We start from the raw sequence: 19,254 nt of genomic DNA, 5'->3' as shown, positions 1-19,254 counted from the left end.
CCGCCGCGAAGTGCCGGGACCTGCTCGCCGGTTCGGTGACGACACCTGCGGGCCGGCCAGGGACATCGGCGTTCATGACAACATCACCACGGCGGCAGTCTCCCGGCCCCGCCTTTGACAACGCTGAGAGAAGCTGAGACGCCGCTCAGCCGCGCTACCCGTCGACCGGCCCCGCTCGCCGCACCTGGCCGGTGCGACGAGTCCGCTCGTCGACTCCGCCGGGGACGTCGTCGCGGAACGCGACCGGCCGCTGGCGCCGGGCCGATCGGAGACGAGGCGCGCGGACGTGGACTCGGTCGTCGGTGACCCTGGTGTGACCGACGGCGGCCTTCTCCACCTGGAGCGCGAGTGTCCGATCGTGACAGCCGGGCCAGCACCGGTGGCGGAACTCGGGACGGGTCCGTCGCCGGCCCTCGTCGGCCGTTCTCAGGGGCCGTTGTTCAGCGGTCCGGGGTGATGTTGTGGTTGACGCGGAAGGTGTTGCGCGGGTCGAAGGCCCGCTTGACCTCCACCAGACGCTGGTAGGTTTCCGGTGCGTAGGCACGGGCCACCGCCTCGGCCGTGGTGTCGTAGCCGGTCAGGAAGTTGGCCTGCTTACCGCCGGTGGTCCAACGGGTCATCGCGTCGGCGAGCGTGGCCAACGGCGCACGGAACTCGTCCGCCATGCCGGGCCCGCCGAACGCGGCGGCGGAGAGCTGGAAGGCGGCGTCCCGGTTGCCGACGGCGTTCGGCGAGCGCGGTTCGCGGCTGAGTGCGCCACCGAGTTGACGGACTTCGATCATTCCCACCGGTGTGTCGACGCCCGGGCCCGCAACGTCGATCAGCGCCTCGGCGGCCTCGGCGGGAAAGTCGCGGAGCAGGGCTGACATCTCGTACGTCGGCGCCGGTTCGACCGGGTCCGCGTGGATGCCGGCCACCCCCGTGAACGGCATCTCCTTCACCGTGTCGATCAGGATCGGCGCCGTGGCGCGCAGGTCCGCGACGAGCCGTTGGCCGTCGGCGGCCGGACCCAGGTAGGCGATCCGCACGTGGACGGTGAACCGGTCCCGCAACGGTTCCGGCACGGACGGCACCGACGGCAGTCGCAGGAACGCGACCGACACCGTCAGCTCCTCCGGGGCGGCGGCGACCAGCCGACGGTACGCGTCGAGCACCTGCCCGACGTCTTCGCCGGCGAAGTACAGCCCGCCACCGTACAGGCTGGTCACCGGCACCAGGCCGATGGTGAGGGAGGTGACCACGCCGAAGTTGCCCATGCCGCCCCGGATCGCCCAGAACAGGTCCGGTTCGTGGTCCGCGTCGATCCGTCGAAGCGAGCCGTCGGCGGTGACGATCTCGGCGCCGTGCACGTGGTCGGCGGCGAAGCCGTACCTGCGACCGAGGCTCGAGCTGAGCCCGCCGCCGAGGACGTAGCCGACCACACCGACGTTGGGCGACGAGCCGGCCAGCAGCGCCAGATCGACCTCGGCCGCCGCCTCGATCAGTTGCTGGGCTGTGACGGCAGCGCCGATCGTCGCCGTACGCGATCCCGCGTCGACACTGACGCCGTTGATCCGACGCAGGTTGATCATGACCGCGCCGTCCGCTGTCACGACCGCACTGTGCCCGGTGGCGACCATGGCGACCGGCAGCCCGTTCGCGTCGGCGAAACGGACGGCGGCCTGCACGTCGGCGGCGGACGTGGCACCGACCGCGACAGCCGGGCGTTGCACCAGGGGCGTGTTCCAGGTGGCGGTCTCCGCGGCGTACCCCTCGTCGCCGGGGACCAGCACCGGGCCGGCGACCTCTGCGGCCAGCCGGGCCAGACCGTCCCGGTCGATCACGTCCGTCATCCCGTAGCCTTCCCAGGCTCGTTGCCCTCTACACGGTCGGAGGCGTCGGCAAGTTCGGCGACCGTCGCCACGTTGACGCCTGACACGAGTGCCGCAGCGCACGGTCGAGCGCGAGCCGGGCAGCACCGGTCGGATGCCCCGACACAGGCCGCGTGACCGGACCCCGACAAAAGGGCACAACGGCTGCGGGACTTCCCAGACCGCCACGGCTCCCGCGTGCCGGCCGAAGGTCCCCGCACACCGACTCCATCGCGGTCGGGAAAGACATCACCCCGACCGACGCGGCGGGAGACTCCTGCGGAACGGCCTGTCCGGCAGAAATGACGTCGCACGGGATGGGTATGCCGGACAGGCGCGGCCAGAGGTCGGCGGGACGCGGGCGACGACAACAAGGCCGAGGTGATTTCATGGCAAGAAACTGGCTGGCCAGCCTGACGAACGGGATCGTGGCAGGTGCCGCCGGTACGCTCGCCCGCGAGCTGTTCAGCAATCTCGACGTGGCCGTCCGGGCCCGCCCGATGAGCGACACGCACGAACGTGCCGTACAGCGGATCGTTGACCTGGCCCACGTGAACCTGGGGCCGGCGGACCGGGCGGCGCACCGGCGGGCCGGATTCGGGCCTGTGCTCGGGATCGTCAACGGAGTGTTGGCCGTGACGCTCTTCGCGGCGCTCACCGGGCGGCGGCAGCCACCGCTGCCGGTGGCGGCGGGAATGATCGGGATCGGCGGCATGCTGGTGGCTGACGGGTCGATGGCCGCGCTCGGGGTGACGGACCCGCGCCGCTGGGGCAGGGAGGGCTGGTTCGAGGATGCCCTGCCGTACGTCGCGTACAGCCTGGTTGCCGCCGCGGCGCTGAAGCGGTTGGACCGGGGCAGCTGACCCGGCCCGGTGCACCGGTGCTCAGCGGTCCCGGCGAGCGGGTTCCGGAGCCGTTGGCAGCAGTTGCCCACGGGCCGCCGCGACAACCGTCCGGACGGCGATGCCGCCGATCAGCGCGGTGATCCCGGCCAGCACCAGGTACGCGTAGACCCGGTGTCCGGACGGCCGGCTGTCGGCGATCCAGTGCAACGTGGTCGTCGCCACCGCCGCGAACGGGAACGTGAACGCCCAGAACGTGGGGGCGAACGACAGGCCCAGGTACGCGGGTAGGAGCCGGACCTGGGCGAGGACCATCAACAGCCCGTACCCGGCGACCAGCGAGACGAAGAAGTCGATCCGTTCCCCGTTGAGCGCGAACAGCGCCACCCCGGCCAGCGCGGCGGGCGCCACCTCGATGGCCAGCGTCGGGATCAGCGCCGGCGGCAGCGGCGGCCGGAAGAACAGCCGGTTGAGCGTCAGCGAGCCGATGACGAGCCAGCAGACCAGCCCGAGTCCCAGCATGAGTACCGAGAGCAGGCGCTGCCCGACCACGGCGGTGGTGGCGGAGGCGACGAGTCCGCCGGCCACGGTGGGCAGGAAGTAGCCGGGATGCATGCGGTCGAGGTCGAGCGGGCCGTAGATCCATTGGCCGGTTATCCAGCCACCGAACAGCACGGTAAGGACGAGGAACACGTCGACGACGATCCGGGCGGCGGTGAGGTTGCGCGGTGTGAGGCCCTGCGCGGCGAGCAGCATCGGCGTGATCACCGCGAGCGAGACGAACGGGGCGAGCACCGGGTCGAGCAGGTCAGCGACGAACGCGCGGCGGACCGACCAGGTGTAGGCCGCGTAGCCCACCGTGACGGCCAGCCAGACCACCGCCGCGAGCACGAGCAGGGCGTCGCCCACCCAGCTCGGCGCGTTGCCGTCGCCCGCCGCGACGACCCAACTGCCCGCCAGGCCGGCCAGCCCGAACGGGATGCCGAAGAAGTTCGGCGGGACACGGACGGCGGCCATCGGGACCTCTCCTGCTCGGACCTCGGGTACGCGCTGCCGCCGGTCACCGCCGGCCCGCGACGGGCGACGCCGGGCTGGCCTCGTGCGGGCTGCCCGGGCGGCCGACTCCGACGGTACTCAGCGGCCGTCAACCGCAGAGGCGATCTTGGCCGGGGCGTTCAGGGGCGCAAGCTGGTCCTCGCCCAGTCCGTACCGCTCGGCGAGGTACGCGGGGTCCTGCCAGGTGACCAGCGAGCCGGGCTGGCCGTCGTCGCGCACCATGAGTCGCATCGGCAGGTCGATGGCGATCTCGGGACGGGCCTGCATGAGCGGAGTCCCCGCCTGCGGGTTCCCGAAGATGATCACCTGCGTGTCGGGCATGCTCAGCCCGGCCTTGCGGGCGGCCGCCGCATGGTCGACCACCGCCGCCACCGCAGCGCCCACACGTTCCGCCTCGGCCCGCAGCGCGGAGATTGTCTCTCCGACGCCGTGGGGACTGCGCCTGGTCACCAGTCCATCGTTCACGGCCGACCCCCGCTCACCGTGTCACTGGGCGAATCCACCTCATCTTGCCCGCAACCGGGACCGGTCCGGGGCGGTTTGCCGGAGAACAGCCGCCGCCTCCCCACGGCGAAGCGCCCGCCGGGACCGCACCCGACGCCGGCCGCGAGCGACCGGTCCATGTGAACGTCGACAGGCGGCCCCGCACCAGGGCTATCCGAAGCGTTGCGCGAGGCGGTCGTACTCCGCCCGGGTCAGCGAAAGGACCGTACCGTGGCGGGGCCGGCCGGGCATGGTGTAGCTGGACACCATGCTCCACTGGCCGCTGGCCAGGTCGGTGGTGGTGAACGGGAGGTAGCCGCGGCCGCCGTACTCGTCGACGTACAGGTACCACCGGTTCTCGGTGTTCGACTTGAACACGAGCGGCCCCTCCCCCTGGCTCAGCGAGCCCTGGCCGATGCACTCCCGTACGAACGAGTAGTTCCGGTTGAGCACCGTGCTGGACCGCTCGGCCAGGATGAACTTGCCGCACGCCGACTGTGCCGGACCGCGTTCGTCCTTGGTGTAGCGGTAGTAGATGCCGTCGTGCTTGATCAGCGTGGAGTCGATGGTGGAGTAGCCCTTGTCCACCCAGACCTGCGCGGGGCTGAAGGTACGGAAGTCGCGGGTGGTCGCGTACATCATCCGGTTGTAGCTGCTGCCGGTGTGGTTCGGGTCGTCGGCGGCGTACAGCTTCGAGGCCCAGAACACCACGTACTGGCCGATGCCCTCGTCGTAGTAGGCCTCCGGCGCCCAGGTGTTGCCGGCGGTGTCGGGCGAGACCCGGACCAGCCGGGGGGCGCTCCAGGTCGCCAGGTCGGTGGACTCCCAGACCACGATGGATCTGCTTCCGGTGCGCTGCGCCGCGTCCCAGTTCCCGCCGCCGTAGATGCGCAGGTCGGTCGCGATCTGGAAGAACCGGTCGCCCTGTGGAGAGCGGATGATGAACGGGTCCCGCGCTCCCCTGGTACCGACGTTGGAGGCGAGGACCGGCTGACCGCCGTTGAGCTGCCGCCACCGGACCGGGTCGTTGCCCTGGCTCAGACCGAAGTAGATCTGCTCGCCGTTGGCGCTGCCCTCGCCTGTCATGTAGCTGAACAGGTAACCGACGTAGGCGTTGGGCGCGGTCGTGCCGACCTGGACCAGTTGCCACTGCTGGTTCGCGCCGCCGGTCTCGGTGTACTGCGAGACCCGCCCGCCGTCCGCGGTCGACCAGTCCCACACCTCCAGCGCCTTGCCGCTGTTCCGGTTGAGGAGCTTGACGAAACCGCTGTCGGTGTCCACCACCCTGAACTGCTGGTTGGCACCGCCGTTGTCGGGCCACTGCAGGACGTTGGCGCCGTCGGCGACGGAGGCGCCCGAGATGTCGATCAGGCTGCCGCTGTGCCGGGCACGCAGCTTGAAGTGTCCGCCGCCGGCATCGACGAACTGGAACTGCTGGTTGGCCAGACCGGTCCGGGTCCACTGCTGGACGCCCGCCCCGTCGGCGGTGGACTGGCCGGCGATCTCGATCGCCTTTCCGCTGTGGCGGGACACGATCTGGTAGTACGCCGACGGGTCGATCGTGGCGGCGTCGGCCTGCCGGGCGGGGATGAGCGCGGTGACCCCGGCGACGAGTACCGCGCCGGCCAGCACGGTGCGGACGCGACGGAGGCGACGACGGTGCGGGCCGGATGGCCGTTCAGCGAGGAACATGGTCAACTCCTGGAGACGGGACGCTTGGAACTGAGACCTGCGAACGGCCCGGGGTGACGTCGGCATCGATGCGTGCCCTCGGGCTACACCGTGACGCCGTCGACCTGATGGGTCTGCACCGATGCCTCGGGGATGGCGACACTCACCCGCTCGCCGTCGACCCGGGTGTCCTGACGTGCGGTGTACCGATCACCGCCGGCCGGCGCGGTGGACCAGCGCGGCACCAGGCCGCCGGAGCCGCCGGTCACCTGACCGAGCCCGACATGTCGAAGGTGAGATGGATGGCGGCCCAGTCCGCGCTCAAGTCCACCACCCGCCAGCGGATGCCCCAGCCTTCCCACATGCCGTGGTCGGCAGCGGGACTGATCGTGACCGTGGTGTCCGCGCGGGCGGGAGTGCCCACGACGGCACCACCTGTCGCCCCGGCACCCGCCGTGACCAGCAGGGTCCTGTGCTTGATCATCGGTCCTCCAGCAGGAGGTGGGACAACGGCCCACCGCGCCAGGAACAGGCGAAGGCGCCAGCACCGACCCGCGCCGGCGGCGGCTCAGGCCACATCAGTTGATAGCGCTCACATGCGTCGGACGCTACAGGGGCGGATGTTTCGGGCTTGTCTTGAAGTGTTGACGTTCGTCACTGCGATGTCAAGGTTGACGACGACGGTCCGGCCGACCGCGAGAGGCCTCGCGGCGCCGCGCAGTCGGGGTCGCCCCCGGACTCGCGTCCGGATCGCCACACCTGGGGCCCGGTACTCAACGACGATCGTTTTCGCTGGTCAGATTGATGAGGCGCGTGATGCGCCAGCCTCCTGATGTTCACGGTTGTCTATGTGATCGGGTTCGTCGATCCCGCGACAAAGGCCCGGTGGACCAACCCGGCGCGGCGGCTCCTCGGGACGGGCATGGGGGTGCGCGGCGAGCCGAGCGGCCGCGCCCAGCGGATCACCCCTGCCTGTTAGCGATAACACGCGCGGCCGGCGGCCCCGACATGCATCACGGACGACGCCGTTCCTTCTCATCAACACCGTCCGGGACCCACATTCGGTACGAGGTGCGGTGACGCCGAACGAGCGGTGTGCGGAAAAGACGTGTCATGGCTGCCGCTGCGCACCGACGTGCGTCATGGGCTTCCGCCGATGGGCCCACGCCGTACGGTATCGGATGAGCGAGATCACGAGAATCAGGCTCAGTACCGCCGCACCGCCATCCGTTATCCAGGAGGGCAGCAGACCCAGCACGCCGAAGCGCTCTCGGGTCACCTCGAACACTTCCGGCGGTATGACGACCACGCCGGCCGCCTGGGTCACGTTGACCAGCAGGATCAGCCAGAACACCCAGCCCCGCCCGGTCCGGGCCAGCAGCCCGAGGGCGTTACCGACGATGTAGGCGCAGCCCACGAGGCGGAAACCGAGCAGGAAGGCGGGCGCGTCCGCCGACGCCTGCTCGGCGGAGGCACCGGCACCGCGCATCATGTCCACGATGGCCTGCTGGTCGATGATGACGAAGGTCTGGAAGGTGGTGCCGATGACAAAGACGACCGAACAGGCTACAACCAGCGTCTGCAGCGGCACCGTCCATCGGGTGGGAGCACGGCGGGCGATGTCTGGCACAGGGGTGACCCTACGGGTGGCGGCGGAGCCGGAACATCCGTGAAGAGCCGGATGCGCTCCCGTAGGGGTTCGGGTTATCCCTTCACGGATCCCTGGAGCAGGGCCTTGATGAACTGGCGCTGGAAGATCACGAACACGATGAGGGTCGGGGTGAGGATGAGCAGCGACCCGGCGCAGAGCAACACCAGATCGGTGCCCCACTGGCCCTGGAACGCGCCGAGGGCGCCGGCCATCGTGCGTTTGGTGGCGTCGTCGACGAGCACGATCGCGAGCAGGAACTGGTTCCAGGTCCACAGGAACAGCAGGATCGTCAGGGACGCGATCGCCGGCCGCGCGAGCGGCACCTGGATCCGCCAGAACAGTTGCCAGGTGCTGCTGCCGTCCATCCGCGCCGCCTCGGAGAGCTCGGTCGGCACGTTGCTGAAGTGCGCCCGCATCCAGAACACCGCGAACGGCATGTAGAGCGCGATGAGCGGCAGGATGATCGCCCAACGGGTGTTGAGCAGGCCGAGATCGCGCATCTGGTAGTAGATCGGGGTGATCACCGCTTCGAACGGCAGGGTCAGGCCGAGCAGCAGGAGCCCGAAGGCGAACCTGCCGCCGGGCACCCGCAGGTGACCGAGGCCGAAGCCGGCCATGGTGGCGATCACCACGGAGACCGGTACGACCCCGACCACGATCAGCAGGCTGGAACGCAGCAGTGCGGCCATGTTCGCGGCGGTGAACGCGTCGACGAAGTTCCCCCACTGCGGATCCGACGGCCAGGCGAGCCCGGTGGGTACCGTGCCGCGGGGCTGCAACGCGGCGGACAGCATGCTCACGAACGGCAGGAGTGTGACGAGGACCAGCGCGATCAGGAAGACCCGGCCGGTCAGCCATTCGCGTCGACTCAGATTCATTCCTTGCCTTCCCGGGTGAGCCGCTGGATCGGCAGTACGCACGCCAGCACCAGCAGCATGAGCACGACGGCCAGCGCCGAGGCGAGCCCGACCTGACGTTGGGAGAACGCGAGCCGGTAGATCTCCAGCCCCGGCACGGTGGTCTGCAGACCGGGGCCGCCGCTGGTGGAGATGTAGACGATGTCGAAACTGGCCAGGGCGGCGATCACGGTCACGGTGAGGCACACCCCGATCTCGTTGCGCAGGCTGGGCAGGGTGACCGCGAAGAACTCGCGTACCGGCCCGGCGCCGTCGATGCGGGCCGCTTCGTACAGCGCGGGGTCGATCTTGCTCATACCGGTGACCAGCAGGATCGTGCAGAGACCGAGCAGCACCCAGGCGCCGATGACCCCGACGGAGGGCAGCGCCGTGTCGAAGTCGCCGAGCCAGGCACGGGCCAGTCCACCCAGACCGACCGCGCGGAGCACCTGGTTGACCAGACCGTTCGACGACAGCAGCCAACTCCACGCGATGCCGGCCGCCACCAGCGGGATCACCTGGGGCAGGAACAGGATGGTACGTACGGCGGTGCCGAACGGTCCCGCGGTGATCCGGCGGACCAGGCTGGCCACCAGCAGCCCGAGCGCGACCGGGATGAGGCTGAAGAAGATGATCAGGATGAACGCGTTCGAAATGATCTTCAACAGATCGCTGTCGGTGAACACGGTCAGGTAGTTGTCCAGGCCCGCCCACCGGGCCACCCCGATGCCGTTCCAGTCGTAGAGCGAGTACTGGACCGTCAGCGCGAGCGGACGCAGGACGAAGACGGCGTACATCAGCATGGCGGGCAGCACGTAGAGCCAGCCGGCCCAGCGGGCCGTGCGGCCCCACCGGCGTCGGTGGGGCCGCACGGGCGACGGCTGGTTCGGAGGGACCGACGACGGGGTTGTCGCCCGCCCGTTCCGGGCGCTGCCGACGGCAGACGTCATCGGGACAGTTCCTTCTGGTACTCGGCCTGGACCGCCTTCACGTACCCCTCGGGGGTCTGCTGGCCGGCGACCAGCTTCTGCATCTCCGGGGTGATCGCCGCGGCGAAGATGCCGCCGGTGGCGTTCGCGGTGAAGTCCACCGCCCCGTTCTCCGCCCCGAGCTGCTGTGACGCCTTGAGCGTCTGGGCCAGCACGCTGCCCTCGGCCACGGTGGGGATGGCCAGGTCGGACGGGCCGCCGGGGTGGGAGCCCCCGACGGTCACGGAGATCTCCCGGGCCTTGGCGTCGGTGTGGACCCAGTTGAGGAAGAAGGCGGCCGCGTCCGGGTGCTTGGCCTTGGCGCCGACGCCGAAGGTGTTGGGTGCGGACATCGCGACGTGGTTGCCCCCGCCGGACTCGGTGGGGAACAGGAAGAAGCCCACCTTGCCGCTCATCGACTTGTCGAGATTGCCCGACTCCCAGTCGCCGTTGAACATGAACAGGCCGTTGCCCTTCTGGAACTCGCCCATCATCGCGGTGTAGTCCAGGGCGTTGGCGTCCTTCGGGAAGTACCCGGCCTGGGCCCACCGTTGGATGACCTGGGTGGCCTTCAGCGCGGCCGGTGTGTCGAAGGTGGCGCCCGGCTTCTGGAAGATCCAGTCGGCGATCCGGGCCGGGTCACCGAACTGGTTCTGCAGCGCCTGGTGGGGGAAGTTGATCCCGGCGGTGTTCTTGTTGAACTGCATGATCGGCTGGATGCCGGCGGTCTTGGCCTTGGCCAGCAGCTCCTCGAACCCGGCGACGGTGGTCGGCGGCGCGGTCATGCCGACCCGCTCGGCGAGGCTCTTGTTGTAGAACACCCCGGTCACGCTGTACCCGAGGCCCATCCCGTACAGCGACCCGGCACCACGCGGACGACCGCCCTCCCCGACGCGCAGCTGCACGAGCTGCGAGGCCGGGAACCTGTCCCAGCCGTACGCGGTGAAGTACGGGTCCAGGTTCTTCAGCAGCCCGTCCTTGACCAGGTCGACCATGGTGGGCAGCCGAATGATGTCCGGCGCGTTGTCCGAGGCCAGTACCCGGGGCGCGTTCTCCACGATCACCGTGAACTGGTCCTCCCGGACGTTGAACTTCACGTTCGGGTGCTGCCGGGTGAACTCGTCGGCGAGCGCCTTCGCGAGCGGGAAGCCGGTCTCCGCGTACATCTCCAGGGTGATCGGTTCGGTCCCCAGGTCAGTGCTGACCGGTGCGGCGGAATCAGTCGGGGATTCCTGATCCGATCCGGGAGCACTGCACGCGGTGATCGACACGGCGGCAGCAACCAGCGAGGCGAGCACCGCGAGCCTGCGCCGCGTGTACCTCGTCGAAAATCCGTCCACTCCTACGGCTCCTTGACTATTCCGCGCGCCTCGCCGATCGGCAGTTGTCCCGGCAGGTTGGTCGGACCCGCCGCGACAGCCTGCGGCCGCCACGTGAGGCACGTCGCGGGCCAGCCCCCGGCCCGGCGCGCGGTACCCAACCATGGCCACTCCAGCGAGGGGCGTGAGCATGCCCTCGGCGGGAGCACAGCGTCCGCTAAACTGATTTAGCAGAGCATGAACGCGTCGCCGTGGAGCTGTCAAGGACAAGCCGGCAACGGCTCGGAAACGACGGGTTCACCTGACCCGGACCACGCCGGGCCGTCGCCGGTCGCTGGACAGCATCGGCCCACCCGACATGATGGGCAGCGGTGGTGTCGGATCAACCGCCCCGATTCGGAGGATTGATGGGCCGCAACAGAGCAACCCTGGCCGACGTCGCACGGCTCGCCGGGTTGTCCAAGACCGCCGCGTCGATGGTGCTCAACGGGCGGGAGGGCACCCGACTCTCCCCCGAGGCGCACCAGCGCGTCTTCGCGGCCGCCGAGGAACTCGGCTACCGGCCCAACGTCGCCGCCCGCAGTCTGCGTACCCGCAAGACGGCCACCATCGCGTTCGTCTCCGACATCGTCGCCACCACCCGGTTCGCCGGCGGTCTGATCCGCGGCGCGCTGGACGCGGCCCGCGAACGTGACCACGTACTGCTCATCGCCGAGACGCAGGGCGACGCGGCCTTCGAGCAGTACGCCATCGAGGCGATGCTCGACCGTCAGGTCGACGGGGTCATCTACGCGGCGATGGCGACCCGGCGGCTGGCGGTGCCGCCCGCCATCCGGAACGGCCCCGTGGTGTTGCTCAACGCCACCAGCCCGGAGAACCTGCTCTGTGTGCTCCCCGACGACGAGCGGGCCGGTCGGACCGTCACCACCGCGCTGCTCGACCGGGGCCACCGCGACCGGATCGCGCTCATCGGCCGTAACCGCCTCAAGGAGCGCGAACCCGAGGTCTCCCTCGCCGCGCAGGCTCGCCTGCGGGGGATCCAGGAGACGCTCTCGGCCGCCGGCGCCACCCTGCTCGCCGACGTGTTCTGCAACGACTGGTTACCCGAACACGGTTACGCCGCCATGCGCGGCCTCCTGGCCAAGCCCGTACGCCCGAGTGCCGTCATCTGCATGAACGACCGGCTGGCCTTCGGCGCCTACCAGGCGCTCGGCGAGGCCGGACTGGCCGTTCCCACCGACATCTCCGTCGTCTCCTTCGACGACGACCCCATCGCCACCTGGCTGCGTCCCGGCCTGGCCACCGCCGCCCTGCCGCACGAACAGATGGGGCGGCGCGCGGTGGAGATCCTCCTCGACGGCGGTACCACGGAACCGACCCTCGTCCCCATGCCGCTGCGCCGACGCAGGTCCATCACGACGCCGGCGCCGTAACACCGGTGGTCGCAGGCGCCGCCGGGGCACCGTGCTGATATTGCTAAACCGATTTATCTGGTAGCTTCCTCGCCATGCTCCGTCTGCCAGACCACTGGGTGTGGGACAGCTGGTACGTGCAGGACGACGATGGGCTGCGGCACGCGTTCTTCCTGCGCGCCTCCCGTGCCCTGCTCGACCCGCACCGCCGCCACCTGCGCGCCACCATCGGCCACGCCGTCTCCACCGACCTGCGCGACTGGCGCCTGGTCGCCGACGCACTCGTCCCCGCCGACACCCCCGGTTGGGACGACCTGGCCACCTGGACCGGATGCGTCGTACGGGGCCCGGACCAGCGGTGGTACCTGTTCTACACCGGAGTCAGCCGCGCGGAGGACGGGCTGGTGCAACGCATCGGCCTGGCCGTCTCCGACGACCTGATTACCTGGCACCGACACGGCACCGGTCCGCTGGTGGAGGCCGACCCGACCTGGTACGAGACCCTGGACCGGAACCTGTGGTACGAACAGGCCTGGCGTGACCCCTGGGTATTCCCCGACCCCACCGGCACCGGCTGGCACATGCTCGTCACCGCCCGGGCCAACCACGGCGCGGCGGCCGAACGCGGGGTCGTCGGCCACGCGACCTCCGACGACCTGGTCAACTGGACGGTCCAGCCGCCGCTGTCCACGCCGGCCGGGTTCGGGCACCTCGAGGTCCCCCAGGTAGCGGTCGTGGACGGCCAGCCCGTCCTGCTGTTCTGCACCAACGCCGTGGCCACCCCGCAGCACGCCGGGCACCGGATCTGGACCGCCACCGGCCCCACCGTCAACGGTCCCTGGGACGTCGCCTCGGCGCAACCGTGGCCGCACCCACACCTGTACGCGCCCCGGCTTGTCCCCGACACCGACGGCCGGTGGGCGCTGATCGGCTTCCTCGACGACGTCGACGGCGAGTTCGTCGGCGAACTCACCGATCCCATCCCCGTCCGGTACCGACCCGGCACCGGGCTGGTCACGGACCGGCCGGCCGAGCATGGCGCGCTCGGATCGACCGGGCCGGCGTCGGGATCCGACAGTCGGTAGCGCCCGGTGAGCGAGGACCCCACCACCCGAGCCGGGAGGCACGTCGTGAGCGCGGCAGCGGTCACCGTCATCGGCGAGGCCGTCGTCGACCTTGTCGAAGGGCCCGACGGCCGCCTCACCGCGCACCCCGGCGGCAGCCCGCTCAACGTCGCCGTCGGGCTCGTCCGGCTCGGGGTGCCGACCAGACTGCTCGCCCGGCTCTCCACCGCCCCGTTCGGCCGACGGCTGCGCGAGCACGCCGAAGCCAACGGCGTCGACCTGACGTACGCGGTGGCCGCGCCCGAGCCGGCGACCCTCGCCGTTGTCACCACGTCCGACGACGGCGCCGCGGCGTACGACTTCTACGTCGATGGGACCGCCGACTGGCAATGGCAACCTGCCGAACTGGCAGCCGTGCTCCACCACCAGGGCATCCTGCACACCGGTTCACTGTCGGTGTTCCTGCACCCCGGGGCCGGACACATCGGCGACACCCTGCGCGCCGCCCGCGAGCGGGGCATGACGGTCAGCCTCGACCCGAACATCCGTCCGGCCCTGGTCGGTACTGCCCACCAGGCCCGCACCCGCCTCGAGCAGCTCGTCGGCCACGCCCACGTGGTGAAGGCCAGCGAGGAGGACATCAGCTGGCTCTATCCGGAGGACCGCCTCGAGGACGTCCTCCGGGGTTGGCGTGACCTCGGCACCGTGCTCGCGATCGCGACTCTCGGCCCCCGGGGCGCGGTCGCCGCGACCGGCGCCGGCCTGCTGCGTCAGCCGGCACCGGCCGTGGACGTGGTCGACACCATCGGCGCCGGCGACGCGTTCACCGCCGGTCTGCTCTCCGAGTTGTGCCGGCGCGGCTCAGGGCCGTCCTGGCAGGACGACGACGTCGCCACCGCCGTACGGTTCGCCACGGAGGTGGCCGCCGTCACCTGCACCCGTGCGGGTGCCGACCCGCCACACCGGCACCAGGTGCCGCCCAGGACGTCCTGAGCGGCACCTGGCTTCGACGACTCCGTCGACAGGGCGGTGCGACGGTGTGACCCGGGGGCGTGGCCGGTGCGCTACCTCTGCTGGAACTGCCACCAGTCGATGTTGAGCAGGTAGCCGCTGCCGCCGGCGAATCGCAGGTACAGGTCGTGGGTGCCGGTCGCGCCGGTGGTCGGACAGGTGACGGTCGTCCAGGTCTGCCAGCCTCCGGTACCCGGGACGTTGCAGGTGCCCACGAGGGTGCCGTTGGTGCCACCCAGACGCAGTTCGATGCGGCCGCCGCTGGTGGCCGAGGCCACCCGGGCGTTGAAGGAGGCGGCGCCGCCGCCGAAGGCAACACCCTTGACCTTGATCCAGTCGCCGTTCTCGATCCAGCCGACGTTCATGCCCCCGCCGCTGGCCGGCTCGGTCTCCACACCGGTCTCCCAGGCGATCGTCTCGGCTTCCTGGCGGATGTAGGGGTTCAGGGTCCCGACCTGCGGAGCTCCGGTCGTGGTCATGTTGATCGTCGGGATCGTGCCGTCGGAGTTGTAGGTGAACCTCTCCACCGCGACCGAACGTGTGAAGCCACCGCCGCCCGGCAGGGCACCGTTGTGGTAGAAGAAGTACGAGCTGCCGTTGAAGTCGATGACACCCGCGTGGTTGGTGAAACTACCGCCCTGCCGAGGCATGACCGTGCCACGGTAGGTCCACGGCCCGGTCGGTCCGGGGGCGGTCGAGTAGCCGATGAACTCCGAGCAACACTCCGCCGCGAAGACGTTGTAGTACAACCCGTTCCGCTTGTAGACCCAGGGTGCCTCTTCGTACAGGGTCGGACGGCTCGCGTTCCCGCTACGGGCGCCGAACCCCGCCGCGGTCAACGGAATCTGCGTCGGACCACCCGAGAACGAGATCATGTCGGAGTTCAGCCGCACGTACCAGAGATTGGGGTTGCCCCAGTACAGGTACGCCTGCCCGTTGTCGTCGATGAAGGCGGCCGGGTCGATCTCCCCGTTCTCCACGAGCGGGCGACCGAGCGCGTCCCGGAACGGCCCGGTGGGGCTCTCCGACACGCCCACCCCGATAGCCATCCGGCCGGTCGCCCGGTTCTTGACCGGCACGTACCAGTAGAACCTGCCGTTGCGGTAGATGGTGTGCCCGGCCCAGGCGTCGGCGCTGGCCCAACTGAAGGTGGCCAGGCTCATCGGCGAACCGTGGTCGGTCCAGTTCACCATGTCCGCCGACGACCACACCCGCCACTCGCGCATGGTGAAGTACGTCGAGCCGTCCTCGTCGTGCCCGGTGTAGAGGTACACCCGGCCGTTGTGCACCAGCGGGGCCGGATCGGCCGTGTAGATGGTCTGCACGATGGGGTTGTCCGCCCGGGCCACCCCGGGCAACAGCACCACGACACACAGCAGCACGGACAACCAGGCCGCGCCCCGCCCGCCCACCGCACGGCCGAAGAATCCGGACCTCATGGTTACCTCCTCAGGTTCCCGCACGCTCCGGGGCGGGTCACTTCGTCGCGGACGCTGATCGCCGGTCGGGGCCGGCGCGGAGCTTGCCCCCTCCGCGCCGGCCCTCCCACGGACGTGAGCGGCGACGGACCTCCCATCGGTCCTCCCCTGCGACCTCCACCTGCCTCACCAATGCTGTTAGCGTTAACATTGACAGTGATCACGATTTTGGCCTCAGGGACAGGCAAGGAAGGAGCACTCACGTCGATGCATGGGAGATTGCCAGATTGTTTCGCGGCCTTCAAGAGGCAGGCGAGCATTCGTACGCGAAATCCCACCGGCCCGGAGTCCGCTTCGGGGTACGGACTTTCGACGAGCGTGCTCGATAACAATTTCTCGGCGCGGTGACGAAACAAGGAGAGTAGAACGTCACAGCGAATTTCTGTTATGTGAACCGGTGACGCCCGGTCGTGGCGCCTCCCGCCCGGCCATGAGCGCTTCGACGACTTCAGGGGCACGGCCGGCAGGCACCAGAGGAGAGTGGTACCGACGAGGGGCGGCCCGGCGACGGGACGTCCGACAACGCGGGCGACCGGTCGCCGTGCGCCCGGGCACCCGCCACGACGGCCAGGAGACAGCTCGGACGCATTCGCCCGGGACGCCGCACGCAAGGTCCGTACTCCCCATCCGGTCCACCGCGGCAGGTGCCGGGCTCTCCCCGGAAACCGCAGCGACAGGGAGGCGACCGGGAAGGGTCGGGTGGCGTCCCGCCCGGACCGTAGGACACAGTGTCCGAGCCGCCGAGCGTCCCGTCTTGCGCTTCCCCGGAGCGAGGCGTATGTTAGCGCTCACATTGATGAACCCCCATGGATGGCGTACGCCACCCGACGTGGCTCTGGCCTGGTCCACGGGAGCGGCCTCGGCCCGAGTGGTACGGGGCGGCAGCTCACCCGGACCTCCGGAACCCGCCGGGTGGGGAAGTTCGACCGGCCTCACACCCCGGACGTGTCGCCGTCCGCCCCCGTAGATCGTTGGAGGCCCGATGCAGGCACGTACGAGACTGTTGGCCGTCCTGACCACAGCCCTGGTGGCGGTGGGGGTGGCCGTTGCCGAACCCATCGTCTCGCCGCGCCCGGCACAGGCGTTGAACAACGGCGTGGCCCGGACTCCCCCGATGGGTTGGAACAGCTGGAACACGTTCGGCTGCAACATCAACGAGACGCTGATCCGGCAGGTGGCCGATGCCATCGTCAGCTCCGGCATGCGAGACCTGGGCTACAAGTACGTCGTGGTCGACGACTGCTGGATGAACCCGACCCGGGACGCGCAGGGCAACCTGCAGGCCAATCCGTCCCGGTTCCCGAGCGGGATGAAGGCACTGGGTGACTACCTGCACGCCAGGGGTCTGCTCTTCGGCATCTACCAGGCGCCGCTGGACCGCACCTGCGCCCAGTACTTCGGCTCGTACCCGGGGGCGACCGGCGCCCAGGGGCACGAGGCCCAGGACGCCCGCCAGTTCGCCGCATGGGGCGTGGACTACCTGAAGTACGACTGGTGCTCACCCAGCGGAACGAGCGACGACCAGGTGCGCACCTTCGCCATCATGCGCGACGCGCTGGCCGCCACGGGCCGGCCGATCGTCTACAGCATCAACCCGAACAGCATCCATGCCAAGACCGGGCCCCAGCGCAACTGGGGCGACGTCGCCAACATGTGGCGCACCACCGAGGACATCACCAACGCGTGGGACACCGGTCAGACCAACGGGTACCCGATGGGCATCCAGAACATCGTCAACGTCACCGTCCCGCTGGCGCACTACGCCGGGCCGGGTGCCTTCAACGACCCGGACATGATGGAGGTCGGCCGGGGCGGCATGAACGACACAGAGATGCACAGCCACTTCGCGCTGTGGGCGATGATGGCGTCTCCGCTGATCGCCGGCAACGACGTGCGGAGCATGAGCTCGATCACCCAGGCCATCATGAAGAACCAGAACCTCATCGCGATCAACCAGGACCCGCTGGCCGTACAGGCGACCCAGGTGTCCTTCGACGGAACCCGGCGGGTACTGGCCAAGCGCCTGTCCAACGGTGACGTCGCGGTGGCCCTGTTCAACCAGGGCGGCTCCACCACGACGATCTCCACGACCGCCGCGGCGATCGGCAAGACCGGCAGCTCGTTCACGCTGCGTGACACCTGGACCAACGCCACCGCCAGCAGCACCGGTACGATCTCGGCCAGCGTTCCGGCGCACGGCACGGTGGTGTACCGGGTCAGTGGCGGTGGCGTCACCAACCCGCCGTCGACGTTCCGGCTGCGCGGCGAGTCCAGTGGCCGATGCCTGGACCTCGACAACAGCAACACGGCCAACGGCACCGGCACGCTGATCTGGGACTGCCACAGTGGGGCCAACCAGCAGTTCACCCAGTCCGGCCAGACCCTCCAACTGCTCGGCAAGTGCCTGGACATCCCGACGAACGCCACCACCGGCACCCGGGTACAGATCTGGGACTGCAACGGCGGCACCAACCAGCAGTGGGTCCTGAACGGCAACGGCACCATCAGCAGCGTCCGGTCCCCCACGCTCTGCCTGGACGTCAACAACGCCGGTACCACCAACGGCACCCCCGTCATCGTCTGGTCCTGCCACGGCGGGACCAACCAACGCTGGGCCCGGGCATGACGTCGCCGAACGGCACGGACCACCGGACCGCGCGACGCCGCCCCGCCGGCGGCTCCCACCCCACCTCGTCCTGCCCGCCGTCTGGAGGATCAGCATGATCGCCCGTACCCGTCCCGACGGGTCCCGACTTCGGATGTTCACGGTCTGCGGAACCGCCGCGCTCGCCGCAGCCCTCGTCGTGTCGTTGGTGCCCAATCTCGCCCGCGCCGCCGAGAGCACCCTCGGCGCGGCGGCAGCCCAGTCCGGCCGCTACTTCGGCACCGCCGTGGCCGCGAACAAGCTCAGCGACAGCGCGTACACCACGATCCTGAACCGCGAGTTCAACCAGGTCACGGCCGAGAACGAAATGAAGATCGACGCGACCGAGCCGCAGCAGAACCAGTTCACGTTCACCAACGCGGACCGGATCGTCAACCACGCGACCAGCCGCGGCTGGAAGGTCCGCGGCCACACCCTCGCCTGGCACTCCCAGCAGCCCGGCTGGATGCAGAGCATGAGCGGCACCGCGCTGCGCTCCGCGATGCTCAACCACGTCACCCGGGTCGCCACCTACTACCGGGGCAAAATCGACTCCTGGGACGTGGTGAACGAGGCGTTCGCCGACGGCAACGGCGGCGGCCGCCGTGACTCCAATCTGCAACGCACCGGGAACGACTGGATCGAGGCCGCGTTCCGCGCCGCCGACGCCGCCGACCCCAACGCCAAACTCTGCTACAACGACTACAACACCGACAACTGGACCTGGGACAAGACCCAGGCCGTCTACCGCATGGTCCAGGACTTCAAGCAGCGCGGCGTGCCGATCGACTGCGTCGGCTTCCAGTCGCACTTCAACAGCGGCTCGCCGTACCCCAGCAACTACCGCACCACACTGTCCAGCTTCGCCGCCCTCGGCGTCGACGTACAGATCACCGAACTGGACATCGA

17 protein-coding genes are annotated in these 19,254 nt (G+C 69.7%); 6 read left to right on the top strand and 11 right to left on the bottom strand.

The genetic code is table 11. The features are described 5' to 3' along the window. Window positions 1–440 precede the first annotated feature (440 nt). Window positions 441–1,832, bottom strand: a complete 1,392-nt coding sequence (locus V1633_RS27970; RefSeq protein ID WP_331217262.1) for an FAD-binding oxidoreductase — start codon at window positions 1,830–1,832, stop codon at window positions 441–443. Between the two features lie 407 nt (window positions 1,833–2,239). Here V1633_RS27970 and V1633_RS27965 point away from each other — a divergent pair, with 407 nt between their 5' ends. Next, window positions 2,240–2,713, top strand: a complete 474-nt coding sequence (locus tag V1633_RS27965; protein ID WP_331217261.1) for a hypothetical protein — start codon at window positions 2,240–2,242, stop codon at window positions 2,711–2,713. 21 nt (window positions 2,714–2,734) lie between these two features. Here V1633_RS27965 and V1633_RS27960 read toward each other — a convergent pair whose 3' ends face one another. The 9 genes from V1633_RS27960 to V1633_RS27920 all read right to left on the bottom strand — a co-directional run bounded on the left by V1633_RS27960 (window position 2,735) and on the right by V1633_RS27920 (window position 10,757). Beyond that, the gene (locus V1633_RS27960; RefSeq protein WP_331217260.1) at window positions 2,735–3,709 is read right to left on the bottom strand and encodes an SLAC1 family transporter; all 975 of its coding nucleotides are present in this window, start codon (window positions 3,707–3,709) and stop codon (window positions 2,735–2,737) included. A 117-nt stretch (window positions 3,710–3,826) separates the two neighbouring features. Beyond that, a complete protein-coding gene (locus tag V1633_RS27955) occupies window positions 3,827–4,198 on the bottom strand; it encodes a DUF302 domain-containing protein (RefSeq protein WP_331217259.1) in 372 nt (123 codons plus the stop codon). A 204-nt stretch (window positions 4,199–4,402) separates the two neighbouring features. Further along, window positions 4,403–5,923, bottom strand: coding sequence for an RICIN domain-containing protein (locus V1633_RS27950; protein ID WP_331217258.1), 1,521 nt, complete (start codon window positions 5,921–5,923; stop codon window positions 4,403–4,405). 83 nt (window positions 5,924–6,006) lie between these two features. Next, entirely contained in the window at window positions 6,007–6,171 is a 165-nt protein-coding gene (locus V1633_RS27945) for a hypothetical protein (RefSeq protein ID WP_331217257.1), read from the bottom strand. Further along, window positions 6,168–6,386, bottom strand: coding sequence for a hypothetical protein (locus V1633_RS27940; RefSeq protein WP_331217256.1), 219 nt, complete (start codon window positions 6,384–6,386; stop codon window positions 6,168–6,170). Before V1633_RS27940 ends, V1633_RS27945 begins: the two co-directional genes overlap by 4 nt. Window positions 6,387–7,013: 627 nt before the next feature. Continuing rightward, entirely contained in the window at window positions 7,014–7,532 is a 519-nt protein-coding gene (locus tag V1633_RS27935; RefSeq protein WP_331217255.1) for a hypothetical protein, read from the bottom strand. 74 nt (window positions 7,533–7,606) lie between these two features. Continuing rightward, on the bottom strand, window positions 7,607–8,431 hold the full coding sequence (locus V1633_RS27930; protein WP_331217254.1) for a carbohydrate ABC transporter permease: 825 nt from the start codon (window positions 8,429–8,431) through the stop codon (window positions 7,607–7,609). Next, window positions 8,428–9,321 carry a carbohydrate ABC transporter permease gene (locus V1633_RS27925; RefSeq protein ID WP_331217253.1) on the bottom strand — a complete coding sequence of 298 codons (894 nt, stop codon included), beginning with the start codon at window positions 9,319–9,321 and terminating at the stop codon, window positions 8,428–8,430. The genes V1633_RS27930 and V1633_RS27925 overlap by 4 nt, the downstream gene beginning before the upstream one ends. Before the next feature lie 74 nt (window positions 9,322–9,395). Continuing rightward, entirely contained in the window at window positions 9,396–10,757 is a 1,362-nt protein-coding gene (locus tag V1633_RS27920) for an ABC transporter substrate-binding protein (RefSeq protein ID WP_331217252.1), read from the bottom strand. A 386-nt stretch (window positions 10,758–11,143) separates the two neighbouring features. Between V1633_RS27920 and V1633_RS27915 the strand changes: the two genes are divergently transcribed. The 3 genes from V1633_RS27915 (at window position 11,144) to V1633_RS27905 (ending at window position 14,205) form a co-directional block, all read left to right on the top strand. Then, window positions 11,144–12,169, top strand: a complete 1,026-nt coding sequence (locus V1633_RS27915) for a LacI family DNA-binding transcriptional regulator (protein ID WP_331217251.1) — start codon at window positions 11,144–11,146, stop codon at window positions 12,167–12,169. A 74-nt stretch (window positions 12,170–12,243) separates the two neighbouring features. Continuing rightward, the gene (locus V1633_RS27910; RefSeq protein ID WP_331217250.1) at window positions 12,244–13,233 is read left to right on the top strand and encodes a family 43 glycosylhydrolase; all 990 of its coding nucleotides are present in this window, start codon (window positions 12,244–12,246) and stop codon (window positions 13,231–13,233) included. Between the two features lie 45 nt (window positions 13,234–13,278). Continuing rightward, the gene (locus V1633_RS27905; RefSeq protein WP_331217249.1) at window positions 13,279–14,205 is read left to right on the top strand and encodes a carbohydrate kinase family protein; all 927 of its coding nucleotides are present in this window, start codon (window positions 13,279–13,281) and stop codon (window positions 14,203–14,205) included. Between the two features lie 71 nt (window positions 14,206–14,276). On the opposite strand, the gene V1633_RS27900 is transcribed toward V1633_RS27905, so the two are convergent. Next, window positions 14,277–15,662: a glycoside hydrolase family 43 protein gene (locus V1633_RS27900; protein WP_331217248.1), complete on the bottom strand. Its 1,386-nt coding sequence runs from the start codon at window positions 15,660–15,662 to the stop codon at window positions 14,277–14,279. A gap of 1,021 nt (window positions 15,663–16,683) precedes the next feature. Here V1633_RS27900 and V1633_RS27895 point away from each other — a divergent pair. Continuing rightward, window positions 16,684–18,327 carry a glycoside hydrolase family 27 protein gene (locus tag V1633_RS27895; RefSeq protein WP_331217247.1) on the top strand — a complete coding sequence of 548 codons (1,644 nt, stop codon included), beginning with the start codon at window positions 16,684–16,686 and terminating at the stop codon, window positions 18,325–18,327. A 94-nt stretch (window positions 18,328–18,421) separates the two neighbouring features. Continuing rightward, the coding region (locus tag V1633_RS27890) for an endo-1,4-beta-xylanase (protein WP_331217246.1) at window positions 18,422–19,254 on the top strand (833 nt) is incomplete at its 3' end.

The sequence above is a fragment of the Plantactinospora sonchi genome (assembly GCF_036422035.1).
Lineage (GTDB): Bacteria > Actinomycetota > Actinomycetes > Mycobacteriales > Micromonosporaceae > Plantactinospora > Plantactinospora sonchi.
This window is presented reverse-complemented; position numbering and strand designations above follow the sequence as displayed.